The sequence below is a fragment of the Micromonospora sp. CA-263727 genome (assembly GCF_050942455.1).
Classification (GTDB): Bacteria; Actinomycetota; Actinomycetes; order Mycobacteriales; family Micromonosporaceae; genus Micromonospora.
On sequence record NZ_CP192031.1, the window covers coordinates 3572744 to 3589874 of the forward strand.

Below are 17131 nucleotides of genomic sequence, written 5' to 3' on the forward strand. Positions count from 1 at the left end.
ATGCTGGTGGTGGCCACCGCCGGGCATGTCGACCACGGCAAGTCCACGCTGGTGCGGGCGCTGACCGGGATGGAACCGGACCGGTGGGCGGAGGAACGCCGCCGCGGCATGACCATCGACCTCGGGTTCGCCTGGACGCAGCTGCCCTCCGGCCGTACCGTCGCGTTCGTCGACGTGCCGGGGCACGAACGGTTCGTGCCGAACATGCTCGCCGGCGTCGGGCCGGTGCCCGCCGCGGTCGTGGTGGTGGCCGCCGACGAGGGCTGGATGCCGCAGTCGGCCGAGCACCTGGCCGCGCTGGACGCGCTCGGGGTGGCGTACGGCCTGCTGGTGGTGACCCGCGCGGACCTGGCCGACCCGCGGCCCGCGCTCCAGCGGGCCCGGGCCGAGCTGGCGGCGACGTCGCTGGCGGCGGTGGAGGCGGTGGCGGTCAGCGCGGTCACCGGGGCCGGCCTGCCCGAGTTGCGGGCCGCGCTGGACCGGCTGGCCGCCCGGCTGCCCGCCCCGACACCCGAGGCCCCGGTGCGGCTCTGGGTCGACCGCAGCTTCACGGTGCGCGGCAGCGGCACGGTGGTCACCGGCACCCTCGGCGCGGGCCGGCTGCGCGTCGGCGACGAGCTGGCACTGGCCGGCACCGGTGAACCGGTCCGGGTGCGGGGCCTGCACCGTCTCGGTGTGGCGTGCGACGAGGTCGGGCCGGTGGCCCGGGTGGCGGTCAACCTGCGTGCGCTGGCCCGCGACCGGGTCGCCCGGGGGGACGCGCTGCTCACCCCGGGCCGGTTCCGGGGCACCGACCTGGTGGACGTGCGGCTGGTCGGTGACCCGGTGGCCGACCTGCCCGCCACGCTCACCCTGCACGTCGGCGCGGCGGCGGTGCCGGTGCGGGTACGCCCGCTGGGCGGGGACACCGCCCGGCTGCGGTTGGGCCGGCCGCTGCCGCTGCTGGTGGGTGACCGGGCGCTGCTGCGCGACCCGGGCCGCCACCGCGTCGCCGGTGGGGTCACCGTGCTGGACGTGCTGCCGCCGGCGCTGCGCCGTCGAGGTGCCGGTGCGGCCCGGGCGGCCGTGTTGGCGACCCTGGACGGCCGCCCGGAGATGGCCGGTGAGCTGCGCCGTCGAGGGCTGGTCCGGGCCGCTGACCTGCTGCGCGCGGGCGTGCCGGTGACCGCGGCTCCGGTGGTGGGGGACTGGCTGGCCGACCCGGAGCACTGGCGGCGGCTGGGTGACCGGCTCGCCGACGTCGTGGCCCGCCACGCCCGGGAACACCCGCTGGAGCCGGGCGTCCCGGTCGAGGTGCTGCGCCAGGCCCTCGACCTGCCCGACCGGGCGCTGGTCGAGGCCCTGGTCCGGCCGCCGCTGCGGCTGGTCGCCGGCCGGGTCGCCGCCGCCGGGTCGCCGCCGCTGCCCGAGCCGGTGGCCCGCGCGCTGGCCCTGGTCGGCGCCGACTACGCGGCACACCCGTTCCGGGCCCCCGACGCCGACCGGCTCACCGCCGTCGGGCTCGGGGCCCGGGAGATCGGTGCCGCGGTACGCGCCGGCGCGCTGCTGCGGCTCACCGGCAACGTGCTGCTGCTGCCCGGCGCGCCGCGGCAGGCGGTGCGGGTGCTGGCCGAGCTGCCGCAGCCGTTCACGCTCAGCGCCGCCCGGCAGGCCCTGGACACCACCCGCCGGGTGGCCGTGCCGCTGCTGGAGCTGCTGGACCGGCAGGGGATGACCCGCCGGCTGCCCGACGACGCCCGGGTGGTGGTCGGCGGTTTCCTTGTGTCCGGTTGACCCATCGCCGCTCGGGGGCCGGGTTGCCCGCCTACCGTGACGCCATGGACCCTTCCGCGGTCTGGCGGGACCGGCAGCACCGGTGGCGGATCGAGGCGTACCGCGCGCCGGACCTGCGGTTCGCCATCTTCGCCACGAACGGCACCACCGAGTCGGCGCCGCTGTGGCTGTTCGGCATGTCGGCGCTGGCCCGTTGGTTGATGACCCACAAGATTTCCCTCGACGACCTGGAGACCGACTGACTGATCGCCCGGTCGAGGGACAATGCTTCCAAACCCGGCAGCACGGCCTCGCCGGTCCGTAGCGTGCGGGCTGTGCGGGACCGAGGCATCCGGAAGTTCGTGGCGGTACTCGCCGGCCTTGCCGTGATCTACTTCGGCACCACCGGCCGGTCGGCCGAGGAGGGCCGCGGGATCTCCGGCGGGCTCGTCGTGTTGGCGCTGCTCGCGGCCCTGCTGGTGTGGCACCTGACCAAGCCGGGCGGCGACGCGGCGAAGTGACCGCCGGTCAGCGGCCGGCGACGCTGCGGTTGAGCTGCCCGGCGGACTCCTCGCCGAGCGCCACCCGCACCAGCGCCGAGGCCAGCCGACCGAAGTCCGCCTCGTCGACCAGGCCGGCCAGCCGGTCCGTCGCGGCGGGCAGGCCGAGCCGTTTCGCCCCGGCGACCGTTCGCCGGTCGGCGTACGGGCGCAGCTCCGGCCAGACCATCTGCACCTCACGCAGGAAGATGTCCGCGCCGGTGGGCCCGATGCCGGGGAACTCGATGAGCAGCCGGCGCAGCGTGGCCCGGTCGCCGGCCGCCTCCCGGTGCAGCCGCCGCAGGTCACCGTGCCAGCGGTCCAGGCAGAGCCGGGCACCGGTGCCGAGCATCGTCGCGGTCCGCTCGTCGTAGCGCCGGTAGTGGGCCCGACCGAGCGCGTCGACCCGCTGTTGCCAGCTGGCCGCCTCCATCGCCTGCGGGGTGCGGTAGCCGGCGGCGAAGAGTTCCCGGGCGGCGGCCACCCCCACCTGCGCCCGGATCCGGGTGCTCAGCAGGGTGACGAGCACCAGCAGCTGGTACAGCGGTGCCGGCCGGTCGGCGAGCGCGATGCCCGCCTCCTCGGCGTACGTGCGGCGGGTCAGCAGGACCCGGGCCGTATCCCGTTGGTCGCCCATCGTCGCGGTGTACCCGGGCCGGGCCCGGCTAGGCCCGGGGGCGCGGAATGCCGCCGACGGCCGCGGGTAAGCCACGGCGGGACGCGGCTGGTCGCCGTGTCCACCCGCGAAGGGAGACGACCGTGACGAACCCGCAGCAGCAGGAGTTCCGGCGCAACGCGCAGGGCGGCACGAGCCAGGACAACAAGGGTCCGGGCCCGGGCGGGCATCCCCGTGACGCCGGCTCGTCGCGCGCGGACACCGGGCGTCCGGTGCCGCACGGGCAGGTGTCGCCGTACGGCCCGGTCACCCGACCGGTTGCCGAGGACGACAGCGACCGGCCCTGACCGACGCCGGCGCTAGCGTCGACCCGCTGACGGCCGCAGCCGGTTCCAGGTGGCTGCGGCCGTCAGCCCGTACGCGAGGTGCGGGACGAGGTCGGCGAGCCAGTCGGCGCGCCGCCAGCTGCGCGGGTCGGTGACGCCGAGCAGGGTCAGCGACCCGTCCGAGAGCGTCATGGCCCCGCCGCCGAGCAGGGCGGTGGCGCGCAGGATCGGCTGCCGGCGGCCCCGTGCCAGCGCCGCGAAGCCGACCGCGGCGGCCACGCCCAGGCCGTAGCCCATCAGCGCGCCGAGTCCGGAGCGGCGGTTGGCGGCCTGGTCCTTCGGGCCCAGGTGCAGGTGCGCGGCATCGGCCACCCGTCCGGCGCTCTCCTGCGGGGTCTGGCTGGCCGGGCGGGCCCGGGCCACGATGTCCAGGTAGGTGACGGCGTTGAGGGCCAGGGTGCCCACCGCCCCGGCGATGAGCCCGTCGGCCAGCGCGACGCCCTTCACTTTTTCGGGTCTCCCGGTTCGCGGTTGCCCTTCGGGCCGTAGGTGCGTTCGCCCCGGACGACACCGCGTTGGCCCCGGTCCTCCTGCAGGATCCGGTTGGCGGCCTCGTCGGCCTGCTGGTCCGATGCGTGCCGACCGGAGTTGTCGATGGCGTTGCGGATGCGGGCGCGTTGCTTGTCGTAGGCGTTGCTGCCCGGCCGTGGTCCTGGCATCGCGGTCTCCTCTGGTCGTCGCCGGTGGCGTACGCGGCCCGTCTACCCGCCTGGACCGCCACCAACCCCGCAGGCCGCTCACCGGGGCGCGCGGACCACCGCGACCGGACAGTGGCTGTGGTGCAGCACGTGGCGGCTCACCGATCCGAGCAGCAACCCGGACAGTTCGCCGCGCCCCCGGCCCCCGACCACCAGCAGCTGCGCCCGGCGGGAGGCGTCGGTGAGCACCTTCGCGGCCCGGCCGCGCACGGATTCGCGGCTGATCGGCACCTGCGGGTACCGCTCGGCCAGCCCGGCGACCGCCTCGGCGACCGTCCGTTCCTCGTCGGCCCGCAGCTCCGACTCGTCGTAGACCAGGGGTCGCATGTCGCCGGGGCCGGTGGAGACCGGATGCCGGTAGGCGTGTGCCGCGACGACCTCGGCGCCGCGCAGGGCGGCGGCCCGCACGGCGAACTCGACGGCCCGCCGGGACAGCGCCGAGCCGTCCACCCCGACCACCACCGGCCCGTCGGCCCGCGGGGCGCCGCGGGCCACCAGCACCGGGCAGTCGGCGTGCGCGGCCACCTGCGCCGTGACCGAGCCGACCACCAGCGCGGCGAGCCCGCCGAGCCCCTGGTCGCCGAGGACCATCAGGTCGGCGGTGGGCGCCTCGCCGAGCAGTACCGCGGTCGGCTCACCGTCGATGATCTCGCCGGTGATGGCGAGCTGCGGGGCGGTCGCCTCGGCCTCGTCGACCGCCGCGGTGACCAGCCGTTCGGCCTGTTCCCGTAGCCCTCCGCCGGGCGGGCCGTCGGTGGCCGGCGTGATCGGGGAGCGCAGCATCGGCCAGATGAGGGCGTGCACCACCCGCAGCGGCCGGTGCCGTCGGGCCGCCTCCGCGGCGGCCAGCCGGACCGCGGCGAGCGAGGGCTCGGAGCCGTCCACGCCGACCACCACCGCCGCGCCGCTGGCCGAGTTCACCGTCACCTCCGGGTGGCCGGATGCAGACCGGTCTGGGCCAGTATCGCGGTCGTCGGCGGTCGGCGGGGCGATACCGGCCAGCGGCGCGGTGTCGGTACGCTGGCGACGACCGCCTGGGGAGGGAGCGTCGTCGATGGTGGAGCCCGACCGGATGGTGGAGCCCGACCAGCCGAGCACCGCGCGGATGATCGACTTCTGGCTCGGCGGGGAGCACCACTACCCGGTCGACGTGGCCGCGGCCCGCGCCTTCGAGCAGGCGTACGGGCCGTGCGCCCCGGTCTTCCGGGCGCTGCGTGCCTTCCTCGGCCGGGCCGTGGGCGCGATCGCCGCCACCGGTGTGGACAGTTTCCTCGTCTTCGGCGCCGGGGTGCCGACCATGGGCAACGTGCACGAGGTCGCCGCGGAGGCGACGGTGCTCTACACCGACGTGGATCCGGTGACCATCCGCCTTGGACAGCGCATCCTGGCCGGCAGCGACCGGGCCGGCTACGGCTTCGGCGACGCCACGGACGTCGGCACCATCGATCCGGCGTTGCTGCACCGGTTCGTGCCGGGCTGGGGCCGGCGGCCGGTGGGGGTGGTCTTCCTCGGTCTCGCCGCCTTCCTCGACGACGAGACCCTGGCCCGCACCCTCGACGAGCTGTATACGGCGGCGGCGCCGGGCAGCCACCTGGCGATCGACTTCGACACCGAGGAGCTGGCCGGCCACCCCGAGGCGCTGGCCATGATGGGCCCGGCCTTCCGGATGCGCTCACCGGCGTCGTTCGGGCCGTTGCTCGGCCGGTGGACGCCGACCCCGGAGGGCATCGTGCCGGTCACCGACTGGCGGCCGGACGGATCGCCGGCGCAGGTGCCGGACGCCTTCCACGGCGCGGTGGCGGTGCGGTCGGCCGGGTGACCACGGGTGGACCCGCCTCCGTATGATGCTTGCCCCAGAGCAAGTATTTCGGAGGATGGTCATGGCGGATGCGCCCACGGGGGTTTCGCGCGCCCTGCGCGAGGCCCCGCCCGACCGCGTGGTCGAGGCCGCCGACCGGGCCATCCGGTCGATCCTGGGTGCGTCGGGCACCGCGGTCTTCGTCGCCGACTACCGGATCAGCGGGCTCTGGCGGTTGCTCGACCCGCGCCAGCCGGCCGCCGGCGTCGAGGCCGTCCAGGGTGTGGTGCAGCGCTGCTTCAGCAGCCAGCAACCCGTCCGGGACACCGGCGAGGACGGCCGGTGCCGGCTCTACCTGCCGCTGTCGGTGTGGGGCGAGCGGCTGGGCGTACTCATGGTCGAGTTGCCCGAGGCGCCGCCGGAGACCGTCGTGCGGCGGGCGGCCGACATCGCCGGGGAGGTGGCCCTGGCGCTGCGCGCGGCCGACCGGGAGACCGACCGCTACCGGCGGGCCCGGCGGCAGGAGCGGCTGAGCATGGCCGCCGAGTTGCAGTGGGAGCTGCTGCCCGGACGCAGCGTCAGCCACGGCCCGTTCCAGTTGGCGGGGCAGTTGGAACCGGCGTACACGGTGGGCGGGGACCACTTCGACTGGTCCCTGGACGACGGCCAGGTCACCGTGACCGTGCTCAACGGCGATGGCATCGGACTCGCCGCGGCGCTGCTGACCGCGGTGACGGTGAACGCGATGCGCAACGCCCGCCGCTCCGGCGGTGGCCTGGTGGAGCAGGCCGAACTCGCCTCCGACACGGTCTTCTACCAGCACCGGGGACACCGGCACGTGGCGACGGTGCTGCTCGAACTGGACTGTGCCACCGGGCGGGTGCGGGCGGTGGACGCCGGTTCCCCGCACCTGATGCGGCTGCGCGGCGGCACCGTCTCCCGGGTCGCGCTGGACCAGCAGCTGCCATTGGGCATGTTCGCCGAGAGCCGCTATGACCTGCAGGAGTTCGACCTCGATCCGGGGGACCGGCTCTTCGTCGTCTCCGACGGGGTGTGGGCGGCCGATCCCAGTGGCCGGGAGACGTACGGCGAGCGGGCGATGGCCCGGTCGATGCGGGCCACGCGGTTGCAGCCGCCGACCGAGGCGGTTGGTACGGTGATGCGCGAGTTGCAGGCCTTCCACGCGGACGCCGATCTGCGCGACGACGCGGTCGTCGTCTGCCTGGACTGGCGCGGCGCGGCCGGCCGGGAGGGCGGCTGACCGCGGCGCCGGGTTCGGCCTGAGCGGGACCAGCGGGACAATCGCAGGGGACATCGGGTGGAGCGACCGGATCTCGCCGCGGCGATCGACACAGCCGCCGAGGCGCTGGTGGGTGTGCTCGACTCGGCCGTCGCCCGACAGCGTCTCGCGGTCTCACCGACCCAGCTGCGGGTGCTGTCGCTGCTCACCAGCCGACCCGAGACCAACGTCAACGGGCTGGCCGAGTTGCTGGACGTCGTACCCTCCTCGGCCAGCCGGCTCTGTGACCGCCTGGAGGCGATCGGACTGCTGCGCCGGGTGGCCGATCCGCGGGACCGTCGTGAGGTGCGCCTGGTGCCGACCGCGGCGGCGACCGCGCAGCTGCGGTCCCGCCGGCACGAGGCGGTGCGGGCCGTGCTCGACCGGATGCCCGCCCGGGGGCAGCAGGACCTGCTGCGGGCTCTCCAGGCGTTCGGGCAGGCGGCGGAGGCGCCGGACAGCTCGGCCCGGACCGCCTGACATCGAACCTTCCATCCTAGGATGTTTTACAGGTGGTGACGACCACCACACACCTGACCGGCAAACCAGCCGGCACGCCACCGCTGGGCAGCCAAAGCGGCACAGGAGCCCGATATAGTGGCAGCGCATCCGGCCGGCCCGTGATCATCGACGGTGGACGGCGGGGCCAGGGGAGGTCCCGGACCGGGATCGCAAGGGGGTGCCGGCGTCAGCCGGCCCGACAGGGCGCACGACGTTCCACGGCCGACCAGGGGCCGCCGTGGCCGGCCGTGTCGCGGAGGAGGTTCGGTGTCGCGTCGGCCCGCTCGGGCAGAGCAACCCCAGACCTCGGGCGCCGGTGCGGCGCAGCCCGCCGACCGGGTGCTGACCCTGCCGAACCTGATCAGCTTCGTACGCCTGCTGGGCGTCCCCCTCTTCCTGTATCTCTTCCTCGTCGTGCGGGCCGACGTGGCCGCGATCGTGGTGCTGGCCGTCGGCGGCACCAGCGACTGGGTCGACGGCTGGATCGCCCGCCGGTTGCGGCAGGTCAGCCGTCTCGGTGAGCTGCTCGACCCGCTCGCCGACCGGCTGTACATCCTCGCCACCCTGATCGCCTTCACCGCCCGCGAGGTGGTGCCCTGGCAGTTCACCGCCGCCCTGCTGGCCCGCGAGCTGCTGCTGCTCGGTTCCCTGTCGGTGCTGCGCCGGCACGGCTACGGGCCGCCGCCGGTGCACTACGTCGGCAAGACCGCCACCTTCCTGCTGCTGGCGGCCTTCCCGACCCTGCTGCTGGCGGCCACGGTGCCGGCCACCACGGCGGCTGCCGGCGCGATCGGCTGGGCGCTGGCCTGGTGGGGGCTGGTGCTCTACTGGGCGGCCGGCGCGCTCTACGTGATCCAGGCACGTCAGCTGGTGCGGGCGGTACGAAGCGGAGGATCATGAGCGAGCAGCAGCGAGCCGGGCGTCAACGCAGCGCCGGCAGGGGCGACGATCCCGGTGAGAGCCGGCGGATCTACACCCCGGACTTCCTCACCGAGCTGTTCCGCAACCCGCTGGATCCGGGCTACGCCGACGCGGCGGCCCGCCGCGCGCAGACCGGGCAGCCGGCGCGGCCGGGCTGGTCGGTGGGGCCGGTGAGTCTCACCGTCGTCCTGCTGCTGGGTTTCCTGTTCGCGGTGGCCTACCGGCAGACCGTGGCCGAGGAGCCGGGACGCGCGCAGGCCCGTTCCGGGCTGGTGGCGCAGATCAAACAACGCCAGGGCGAGACGGACGCGCTGTCGGTACGCGCCGACGAGTTGCGCGAGGAGGTCAACCGCCAGCGGGAGGCGGCGTTGGGTGGCACCCAGGCGGCGCGGCTGCGGAATTTGGAGGCCAGCACCGGTCTGGGGCGGGTTCGCGGCGACGGCGTGGTGGTGCGGTTGGCGGACGGCCCGGCCGGTCAGGATTCCCTCAGCGGCGCCAACGTCGGCCCGTCCCAGGTGCTCTACAGCGACCTGCAGTGGGTGGCCAACGACCTGTGGGACGCCGGAGCGGAGGCGATCTCGATCAACGGGCAGCGGTTGACGGCGACCTCGACGATCCGTTCCGCCGGTCAGGCGATCCTGGTGGGTTTCCGGCCGGTCACCGGGCCGTACGAGGTGTCGGCGATCGGGCCGGATTCGATGCGTAAGCGCTACGAGTCCAGCCGTAGCGCGTTGACGATGCGCAAGGTGGCCCAGGACACCGGGTTGTCGTTCGGTGTGCGGGACGCGGACGACCTCACCCTGCCGGCGGCTCCGGAGCCGCGGCTACGCTACGCGGAGCCCGCCGTGAGTCCGAGCGCGTCGGGGTCGGTCGGTGACGCGCCGTCCGGCTCGGGTACGTCCCCCAGTCCCTCCGGAGGTGGTCGATGATCGCGGTGGTGGCCCTGCTGGCCGGTGTGGGGTTGGGTCTGTGGCTGGATCCCACGGTGCCGGCGGCGTTGCAGCCGTACCTGCCGATCGCGGTGGTGGCCGCGTTGGACGCCGTGTTCGGTGGGGTCCGGGCGAAGCTGGACCGGATCTTCGATGACAAGCAGTTCGTGGTGTCGTTCATCTCGAATGTGCTGGTGGCCGCGCTGATCGTCTATCTGGGTGACCAGCTGGGGGTGGGCGGGCAGTTGTCGACCGGTGTGGTGGTCGTGCTGGGTGTGCGTATCTTCGGCAACGTGGCGGCGATCCGCCGGCACCTGTTCCGGGCGTAGGTTTGTGGCGTGAGTGACGAGCACACAGAGACGGGCACGGGGTGGCCGCAGCCGGCGGGTCCGGCTCGGCCGGGCGGGCCGGCGGGTGATCCGGACCCGCGGCCGCAGTCGCCGGATCCGGACGAGTTGAGTCCGCTGTCGCCGCAGGGGCGGCCGGAGGACGACGCGCGGCCGGCGACGGACCCGCCGGAGGCTGAGCCGGCCGATGATGCCCCGGCGGCGCAGTCCGCGGCGCCGTGGCGGCGGTTCAGTTCGGCCGCGGTGATGATCGCCGTGCTGCTGGTGTTGCTGGGTTTCACGCTGGCGGTGCAGTTGAAGACCACGTCGACGGATTCGTCGTTGGCGGCGGCGCGGCAGGAGGACCTGGTTCGGATCCTGTACGACCTGGAGGCGCGGGAGATCCGGCTGCGGCAGGACATCACCTCGTTGGAGGAGAGTCAGCGGCAGTTGCGCTCGGGTGAGCAGGGGCGTGAGGCGGCGCTGGAGGAGGCGACCCGGCGGGCCGACGAGTTGGGCATCCTGGCCGGCACGTTGCGGGCGCGCGGTCCGGGTCTGGCGGTGCGTTTCCAGGCGGGTACGAAGCCGATCTCGGCGAGCCGGGTGCTGGACGCGGTGCAGGAGTTGCGGGGGGCCGGCGCGGAGGCGATGCAGATTTCCGGCGTGGACCGGGCGTCGGTGCGGATTGTCGCGTCGACGTACTTCCTGGACGGTGAGAACGGTTCGTTGATCGTGGACGGGCGTCGGTTGATCGGCCCGTTCACGATCACGGTGATCGGGGATCCGTCGACGATGCGTACGGCGCTCAACATTCCCGGTGGGGTGGTCGCGGAGGTGGCCCGGGACGGCGGTAACGTGATCGTCGAGGATCGTGAGGTTGCCGAGGTTTCGGCGCAGCACGTGCCGAGCACGCTGGAACACGCTCGTCCGGTCACCTAGGCCGGTGGGCAGGCACCGGTTGGTCCGGTGTCGCGAGGGATGTTAGGACGCTTCTGGTGATTCCTGAGGATCTGCGTTACACCGCTGAGCACGAGTGGGTGGCCACGGCTGACGGCGGTGCCGTGCGGGTCGGCATCACCCAGTTCGCGCAGGATGCGCTCGGCGACATCGTGTATGTGCAGTTGCCGGAGTCCGGTGCGGTGGTGGCGGCTGGTGAGTCGTTGGGTGAGATCGAGTCGACCAAGAGCGTGTCGGAGATCTACGCCCCGGTGGGCGGTACGGTGTCGGCGCGCAACGAGGCGTTGGCCGACACGCCGGAGGTGATCAACACGGATCCGTACGGTGCGGGTTGGTTGGTGGAGATCGCTCCGGCGGATCCGGCGGCGGTCGACGGGCTGCTCTCCGCTGCGGCGTATCGCGAGTTGACCGAGAGCTGACGCGTGTCCCTGTGCCGGCGGGTCGGTATCCGTGCCGCGCGTCCGGTTGCCCTGTTTTTCGGCGCTGGCTAGGCTCGCCCAGTCGACCGAGAACCCATTTTGTTGAGCGTCGCGGACAGCCTTTCGGGGCACGGAGAGCCAGCCGCCGGGTGGATGAGAGCCCGGCGGCCAGACCCGCCGTCTCCCGACGCCGACCGAAACAGATCCGTGAGGTGGTCCCCATGACTCGCCCAGGCGACGAGTTCCCCCCGCTCGACGTCACGTCGACGCTCAATCTCGGTTCGCTCGAGGAGGCGCTGGAGGGGCCGGACACCGATGTGGTGCCGAGCCGGATGTCCGGTTCGTTGCCGCCGGGGATGGCGCTGCTGGTGGTCCGTCGGGGTCCGAACGCGGGTGCCCGGTTCCTGTTGGATCACGATGTGACGACCAGTGGGCGGCATCCGGACAGTGACATCTTCCTCGATGACGTGACGGTGTCGCGTCGCCACGCGGAGTTCCACCGGGATGGTGGCACGTTCACGGTGCGGGACGTGGGCAGCCTGAACGGCACGTACGTGAACCGGGAGCGGGTCGAGGCGGCGACGTTGAGCAACGGTGACGAGGTGCAGATCGGCAAGTTCCGGGTGGTGTTCATCGCCGGTCCGCGCCCGGAGGGTGAGGCCGGCCGGGGGTGAACGAGCCTGCGGCCTCCACGTCGTCCGGGGCGGGTCATGCTCAGCCGTTGATGAGTATCGGCGAGGTGCTGGCCCATCTGCGGGCGGATTTTCCGGACGTGACCATTTCGAAGCTGCGGTTTCTTGAGGCTGAGGGCCTGGTGGAGCCGCAGCGCACGGCGGCGGGTTACCGCAAGTACGGCTGGGATGATGTGGCGCGGCTGCGGTTCGTGTTGACCGCGCAGCGTGATCAGTATCTGCCGTTGCGGGTGATCCGTGAGCAGTTGGCGCAGTGGGATGCCTCTGGTGACGCGCCGGAGCGGTCGCGGCCGGCGTTGGTGGCGGTGGGTCCCGATGGTGAGGTGCCGGGGCGTGGTGCGGCGCAGCCGGTCGAGTCGGGGCAGGTGCGGCTGGACCGGACGGAGCTGGTGGCGCGCAGCGGGATCGACGAGTCGACGTTGGGCGAGTTGGAGCGGCTCGGGCTGCTGGTGTCGGATCCGCCGGGTTGGTACGACGGCGATGCGTTGATCATCGCAGGGGCGGTGGCGGGTCTGGCGGCGTACGGGTTCCAGCCGCGGCATCTGCGGGGTTATCGGACGGCGGCGGACCGGGAGGTCGGTTTGTTCGCGCAGTTGGTGGCGCCGTTGGCACGGCAGAGTGATCCGGCGGCGCGGGCGCGGGCGGCGGAGACGGCGCGGGAGTTGGTGGCGTTGTCGCAGCAGTTGCATGCGGCGTTGGTGCGGGTGGGGTTGCGTTCGACGCTGGGCCGGTGAGGGCGGTGTGCGTACGGTTTGGCTCGTGGGCGCGTGGCGTAGGCTTGCGGGGGTAACCCCTCTTCTGGCGCGGGCGTCGGCGCGGGCAGCGCACGGGATGGCCGTGTCGCGGTCCGTGTACCGTGCAGGGAAGGGCGCGGTGCGGCATAGGTGACAACGACACGGAGGCGGCGGTGCGCGAGCTGAGCGTGGTCGGGGTTCGGGTGGAGCTGCCCAGCAACCAGCCGATCGTCCTGCTCAGGGAGGTCGAGGGGGACCGCTATCTGCCGATCTGGATCGGCGCGGTCGAGGCGACGGCGATCGCTTACGAGCAGCAGGGTGTCAAGCCGGCCCGGCCGTTGACCCATGATCTTCTGCGGGATGTGTTGGCGGCGTTGAAGGCGCCGTTGCGGGCGGTGGAGATCACCGAGTTGAAGGAGAACGTCTTCTTCGCTGATCTGTTGCTCGGTGACGGGGTGCGGGTGTCGGCGCGGCCGAGCGATTCGATCGCGTTGGCGTTGCGGGTCGGTGCGCCCATTCGTTGTGCGGAGCAGGTCCTCAGCGAGGCGGGGATCGTGATTCCCGACGAGCAGGAGGACGAGGTGGAGAAGTTCCGGGAGTTCCTGGAGCAGGTGCGTCCGGAGGACTTCGCCGGCTGATCCGGCCGATGGGTGCTGCTTCCCGCCGGGGGTGACTCTCGGTTATGGTGATGGTTGTCGCTGTCGATGCGCGGCGTGTCGCGATGGTTTCTCCGTGGTAACCCTGGATGGTCGCTATAGGGTTGCCGTGTCGAGGGGTGCGCGTCCCGGAACGACGTGTCACCGCACTGACGGGGAGGTTGTCCGGATGCACGAGCCGCGAGATTCCGATCCGGGTACGGGGCTGGTCGAGTCGGGTGGGATGCCCGGGTCGGCGACTGACAGTGACGGTGCGGTGGGGTACCGGGGTGTGACGGCGTGCCACGCGGTGGGGATCAGCTACCGGCAGTTGGACTACTGGGCGCGGACGTCGCTGGTGGTGCCGAGTGTGCGGGACGCCTCGGGTTCGGGTACGCAGCGGTTGTACTCGTTCCGGGACCTGGTGGTGTTGAAGGTCGTGAAGCGGCTGCTGGACGCCGGGGTGTCGTTGCAGAACATCCGTAAGGCGATCGAGGCGTTGCGCTCGCGTGGGGTGGAGGATCTGGCGGGCATCACGCTGATCTCCGACGGCACGACGGTGTACGAGTGTCGTTCCCCGGAGGAGGTGGTCGACCTGTTGCAGGGCGGCCAGGGGGTGTTCGGCATCGCGATCGGTGGTGCGTTCAAGGAGATCCTGGGTTCGTTGTCGCACCTTCCGGCGGAGCCGGCGGGGCAGGAGCCGCAGGAGCCTCCGGCGGTGGACCTGGTGGGTGACGAGTTGGCCGCGCGTCGGGCCCGCCGCCGAGCCGGCTGAACGTAGACGAAGGAAGGGCCCCCTCTTAACGCCTGCGGTAGTGCAGGGGCCCCCTCTTAACATCGTGGTGGGCGGGGGGTTCGCGGCGGGCGTCTGTTGGCGCTGGTAGCGTTGATCGTGCCGGTAGTACCCGCGTGGGAGAGACCGCCTGGCGGCAGCCGGGTCGGCGCCGAAGGGGCAAATCCTCCCCGGAACCTCTCAGGCAAAAGGACCGCGTCGGGGCAGGCACTGTGGAGCGCCCGTGGGGTGTGACAGAGGGGGAGGGCCGACCTGTCGACCCCGCCCCCGCAGGAGCGCCGCCCATGATCGCAGAGCAGTTCGCCGACCGTCATATCGGTCCTGGACCGGACGACGAACGCCGGATGTTGGAGGCCGTCGGGTACGCCTCGATCGACGAGCTGATGGATGCGGCGATCCCCGAGGTGATCCGCTGGCACGGCCGCCTGGACCTGCCGGAGCCGGCCAGCGAGCAGGACGCCCTGGCGGAGCTGCGGGCCCTCGCGGCGCGTAACACGGTCGCCGTGTCGATGATCGGGTTGGGTTATCACGGCACGCACACCCCGGCGGTGATCCGCCGCAACGTGCTGGAAAACCCGGCCTGGTACACCGCGTATACGCCGTACCAGCCGGAGATCAGCCAGGGTCGGTTGGAGGCGCTGCTGAACTTCCAGACCATGGTGTCCGACCTGACCGGCCTGGCCACCGCGAACGCGTCGATGCTCGACGAGGGCACGGCGGCGGCGGAGGCGATGACGCTGGCGCGGCGGGCGTCGAAGAGCAGGAGCCCGGTGTACGTGGTCGACGCGGACACCCTGCCGCAGACCATCGCGGTGATCACCGGTCGGGCCGAGCCGCTCGGCATCGAGGTGCGGGTGCTGGACGTGGACGTCGCGCCGTTGCCGGCGGAGTTCTTCGGCTTGCACCTGCAGTATCCGGGCGCGTCGGGGGCGGTGCGGGACCACGCCCCGCTGGTCGAGGCCGCGCACGCCGCCGGGGCGCTGGTGACGGTGGCGGCGGACCTGCTGGCGTTGACGTTGCTGCGTGCCCCGGGGGAGATCGGCGTGGACATCGCCGCCGGCACCACGCAGCGCTTCGGGGTGCCGATGGGTTTCGGTGGGCCGCACGCCGGCTATCTGGCGGTGCGGGCCGGGCTGGAGCGGATGCTGCCGGGGCGGCTGGTCGGGGTGTCCCGCGACAGCGCCGGTGATCCGGCGTACCGGCTGGCGTTGCAGACCCGGGAGCAGCACATCCGGCGGGAGAAGGCGACCAGCAACATCTGCACCGCGCAGGTGCTGCTCGCGGTGATGGCCGGCATGTACGCGGTCTACCACGGCCCGGACGGGCTGCGGGCGATCGCCCGGCGTACCCATCGGATGGCGGCGCGGCTGGCCGCGGGGCTGCGCGCCGGTGGGGTGGCCGTCGCCGAGGGGACGTTCTTCGACACGGTGACGGCGGTCGTGCCCGGCCGGGCGGCCGAGGTGGTGGCCGCGGCGGCGCGGGCGGGGGTGAACCTGCGGTGTGTCGACGCCGACCGGGTGGGGATCTCCTGCGACGAGACCACCACCGCCGCGCATCTGGCGGCGGTGTGGGCGGCGTTCGGTGTCGACGGGGTGACCGGTGACGTGGCTGCCGTGGTGCCGGCCGGGTTGGCCCGTACCTCGGACTTCCTCACCCACCCGGTGTTCCGTAGCCACCGGTCGGAGACGGCGATGCTGCGGTACCTGCGGCGGCTGGCCGACGCCGACTACGCCCTGGACCGGGGCATGATCCCGCTCGGCTCGTGCACCATGAAGCTCAACGCCAGCACCGAGATGGAGCCGGTGAGTTGGGCGGAGTTCGCCCACCTGCACCCGCTCGCCCCGGCCGGGCAGACCGCCGGCTACCGGGAGATGATCGCCCAGTTGGAGGGGTGGCTGGCGGAGGTGACCGGCTACGACGCGGTCAGCGTGCAGCCCAACGCCGGTTCGCAGGGGGAGTTGGCGGGGCTGCTGGCGATCCGCGCGTACCACCGCAGCCGCGGTGAGGGAGACCGGGACGTGTGTCTGATCCCGTCGTCGGCGCACGGCACCAACGCCGCGAGCGCGGTGATGGCCGGGATGCGGGTGGTGGTGGTCGGCTGCGACGCCGACGGCAACGTGGACCTGGTCGACCTCGACACGAAGATCGACAAGCATCGGGGCGCGCTGGCGGCGATCATGGTGACGTACCCGTCGACGCACGGGGTGTACGAGACGGGCATCGCCCAGCTCTGCGCCCGGGTGCATGACGCCGGCGGCCAGGTGTACGTGGACGGGGCGAACCTCAACGCGCTGGTCGGGTTCGCCAAGCCGGGCCGCTTCGGCGCGGACGTGTCGCACCTGAACCTGCACAAGACGTTCTGCATCCCGCACGGCGGTGGTGGGCCGGGGGTGGGGCCGGTGGCGGTGCGCGCCCACCTGGCGCCGTTCCTGCCCGGGGATCCGGGCGGCGCGCCGGTCGAGGGCCGGCCGGTGATCTCGGCGGCCCGGTACGGGTCGGCGGGGATCCTGCCGATTCCGTGGGCGTACCTGCGGATGATGGGCGCCGACGGGCTGGCCCGGGCGACCGGGGTGGCGGTGCTGGCGGCCAACTACGTGGCGGCGCGGCTGCGCGGGCATTTCCCGGTGCTGTACGCGGGCAACAAGGGCCTGGTGGCCCACGAGTGCATCCTGGATCTGCGGCCGTTGACGAAGGCGACCGGGGTGGGCGTGGACGACGTGGCCAAGCGGCTGATCGACTACGGGTTCCACGCGCCGACGATGTCGTTCCCGGTGGCGGGGACGTTGATGGTGGAGCCGACCGAGAGTGAGGACCTGGCCGAGCTGGACCGGTTCTGCGACGCGATGATCGCCATCCGGGCGGAGATCGACAAGGTCGGCTCGGGGGAGTGGCCGGCCGGGGACAATCCCCTCGCCAACGCGCCGCACACGGCGGCGATGGTGGCCGGTGACGAGTGGCCGCACCCGTATCCGCGGTCGGTGGGTGGCCATCCGGCCGGGGTGGACCGGTGGGGAAAGTACTGGCCGCCGGTGCGTCGGGTCGACGGCGGGTACGGTGACCGGAACCTGGTGTGTTCGTGTCCGGCGCCGCAGGCGTACGAGGGTTGAGCTCTCGCCGCCGAGCCGGGGCGGTCAGCGCCGCCCCGGCTCCGCGTCG

Annotated in this window: 21 protein-coding genes and 1 riboswitch; of the genes, 17 read left to right on the forward strand and 4 right to left on the reverse strand. The window is 73.1% G+C overall.

Features of this window, described 5'->3' with window-relative positions; genetic code table 11:
• From selB to ACQPYA_RS15745, 3 genes are all read left to right on the forward strand, one after another.
• Positions 1–1773 carry a selenocysteine-specific translation elongation factor gene (gene selB / locus ACQPYA_RS15735; protein ID WP_433527840.1) on the forward strand — a complete coding sequence of 591 codons (1773 nt, stop codon included), beginning with the start codon at positions 1–3 and terminating at the stop codon, positions 1771–1773.
• Between the two features lie 44 nt (positions 1774–1817).
• Positions 1818–2015, forward strand: coding sequence for a hypothetical protein (locus ACQPYA_RS15740; RefSeq protein WP_433527841.1), 198 nt, complete (start codon positions 1818–1820; stop codon positions 2013–2015).
• 72 nt (positions 2016–2087) lie between these two features.
• Complete coding sequence (locus ACQPYA_RS15745) at positions 2088–2273, forward strand: hypothetical protein (protein ID WP_433533722.1); 186 nt, start codon at positions 2088–2090, stop codon at positions 2271–2273.
• 7 nt (positions 2274–2280) lie between these two features.
• On the opposite strand, the gene ACQPYA_RS15750 is transcribed toward ACQPYA_RS15745, so the two are convergent.
• The gene (locus ACQPYA_RS15750; protein ID WP_433527842.1) at positions 2281–2928 is read right to left on the reverse strand and encodes a hypothetical protein; all 648 of its coding nucleotides are present in this window, start codon (positions 2926–2928) and stop codon (positions 2281–2283) included.
• Positions 2929–3050: 122 nt separating this feature from the next.
• Here ACQPYA_RS15750 and ACQPYA_RS15755 point away from each other — a divergent pair, with 122 nt between their 5' ends.
• Entirely contained in the window at positions 3051–3254 is a 204-nt protein-coding gene (locus ACQPYA_RS15755) for a hypothetical protein (RefSeq protein WP_433527843.1), read from the forward strand.
• Between the two features lie 12 nt (positions 3255–3266).
• On the opposite strand, the gene ACQPYA_RS15760 is transcribed toward ACQPYA_RS15755, so the two are convergent.
• The 3 genes from ACQPYA_RS15760 to ACQPYA_RS15770 form a co-directional block, all read right to left on the reverse strand.
• On the reverse strand, positions 3267–3740 hold the full coding sequence (locus tag ACQPYA_RS15760) for a hypothetical protein (protein ID WP_433527844.1): 474 nt from the start codon (positions 3738–3740) through the stop codon (positions 3267–3269).
• Complete coding sequence (locus ACQPYA_RS15765) at positions 3737–3952, reverse strand: phosphatidylethanolamine-binding protein (protein WP_433527845.1); 216 nt, start codon at positions 3950–3952, stop codon at positions 3737–3739. Before ACQPYA_RS15765 ends, ACQPYA_RS15760 begins: the two co-directional genes overlap by 4 nt.
• Positions 3953–4030: 78 nt before the next feature.
• Positions 4031–4912: a universal stress protein gene (locus ACQPYA_RS15770; RefSeq protein WP_433527846.1), complete on the reverse strand. Its 882-nt coding sequence runs from the start codon at positions 4910–4912 to the stop codon at positions 4031–4033.
• 151 nt (positions 4913–5063) lie between these two features.
• Between ACQPYA_RS15770 and ACQPYA_RS15775 the strand changes: the two genes are divergently transcribed.
• From ACQPYA_RS15775 to gcvP, 13 genes are all read left to right on the forward strand, one after another.
• A complete protein-coding gene (locus ACQPYA_RS15775) occupies positions 5064–5810 on the forward strand; it encodes an SAM-dependent methyltransferase (RefSeq protein WP_433533505.1) in 747 nt (248 codons plus the stop codon).
• Positions 5811–5871: 61 nt separating this feature from the next.
• On the forward strand, positions 5872–7050 hold the full coding sequence (locus ACQPYA_RS15780) for a PP2C family protein-serine/threonine phosphatase (RefSeq protein WP_433527847.1): 1179 nt from the start codon (positions 5872–5874) through the stop codon (positions 7048–7050).
• Between the two features lie 57 nt (positions 7051–7107).
• Positions 7108–7548: a MarR family winged helix-turn-helix transcriptional regulator gene (locus ACQPYA_RS15785; protein ID WP_433527848.1), complete on the forward strand. Its 441-nt coding sequence runs from the start codon at positions 7108–7110 to the stop codon at positions 7546–7548.
• Between the two features lie 288 nt (positions 7549–7836).
• Positions 7837–8469, forward strand: coding sequence for a CDP-alcohol phosphatidyltransferase family protein (locus ACQPYA_RS15790; RefSeq protein WP_433527849.1), 633 nt, complete (start codon positions 7837–7839; stop codon positions 8467–8469).
• A complete protein-coding gene (locus tag ACQPYA_RS15795; RefSeq protein WP_433527850.1) occupies positions 8466–9419 on the forward strand; it encodes a DUF881 domain-containing protein in 954 nt (317 codons plus the stop codon). Before ACQPYA_RS15790 ends, ACQPYA_RS15795 begins: the two co-directional genes overlap by 4 nt.
• The gene (locus tag ACQPYA_RS15800; protein WP_111214012.1) at positions 9416–9748 is read left to right on the forward strand and encodes a small basic family protein; all 333 of its coding nucleotides are present in this window, start codon (positions 9416–9418) and stop codon (positions 9746–9748) included. The genes ACQPYA_RS15795 and ACQPYA_RS15800 overlap by 4 nt, the downstream gene beginning before the upstream one ends.
• Positions 9749–9757: 9 nt before the next feature.
• Complete coding sequence (locus tag ACQPYA_RS15805; RefSeq protein WP_433527851.1) at positions 9758–10684, forward strand: DUF881 domain-containing protein; 927 nt, start codon at positions 9758–9760, stop codon at positions 10682–10684.
• Between the two features lie 56 nt (positions 10685–10740).
• The gene (gene gcvH, locus ACQPYA_RS15810) at positions 10741–11121 is read left to right on the forward strand and encodes a glycine cleavage system protein GcvH (RefSeq protein ID WP_433527852.1); all 381 of its coding nucleotides are present in this window, start codon (positions 10741–10743) and stop codon (positions 11119–11121) included.
• 221 nt (positions 11122–11342) lie between these two features.
• Entirely contained in the window at positions 11343–11795 is a 453-nt protein-coding gene (gene odhI / locus ACQPYA_RS15815; protein WP_093402417.1) for an oxoglutarate dehydrogenase inhibitor Odhl, read from the forward strand.
• Positions 11796–11845: 50 nt separating this feature from the next.
• Positions 11846–12547 (forward strand): transcriptional regulator FtsR, encoded by a 702-nt coding sequence (gene ftsR, locus ACQPYA_RS15820; protein WP_433527853.1) that lies wholly within the window; start codon positions 11846–11848, stop codon positions 12545–12547.
• Positions 12548–12720: 173 nt separating this feature from the next.
• On the forward strand, positions 12721–13185 hold the full coding sequence (locus ACQPYA_RS15825; protein ID WP_433527854.1) for a bifunctional nuclease family protein: 465 nt from the start codon (positions 12721–12723) through the stop codon (positions 13183–13185).
• A 187-nt stretch (positions 13186–13372) separates the two neighbouring features.
• Positions 13373–13957: a MerR family transcriptional regulator gene (locus tag ACQPYA_RS15830; RefSeq protein WP_433527855.1), complete on the forward strand. Its 585-nt coding sequence runs from the start codon at positions 13373–13375 to the stop codon at positions 13955–13957.
• 125 nt (positions 13958–14082) lie between these two features.
• Positions 14083–14181, forward strand: a riboswitch (glycine riboswitch).
• 78 nt (positions 14182–14259) lie between these two features.
• Positions 14260–17082, forward strand: a complete 2823-nt coding sequence (gene gcvP / locus ACQPYA_RS15835; protein ID WP_433527856.1) for an aminomethyl-transferring glycine dehydrogenase — start codon at positions 14260–14262, stop codon at positions 17080–17082.
• Positions 17083–17131 lie beyond the last annotated feature (49 nt).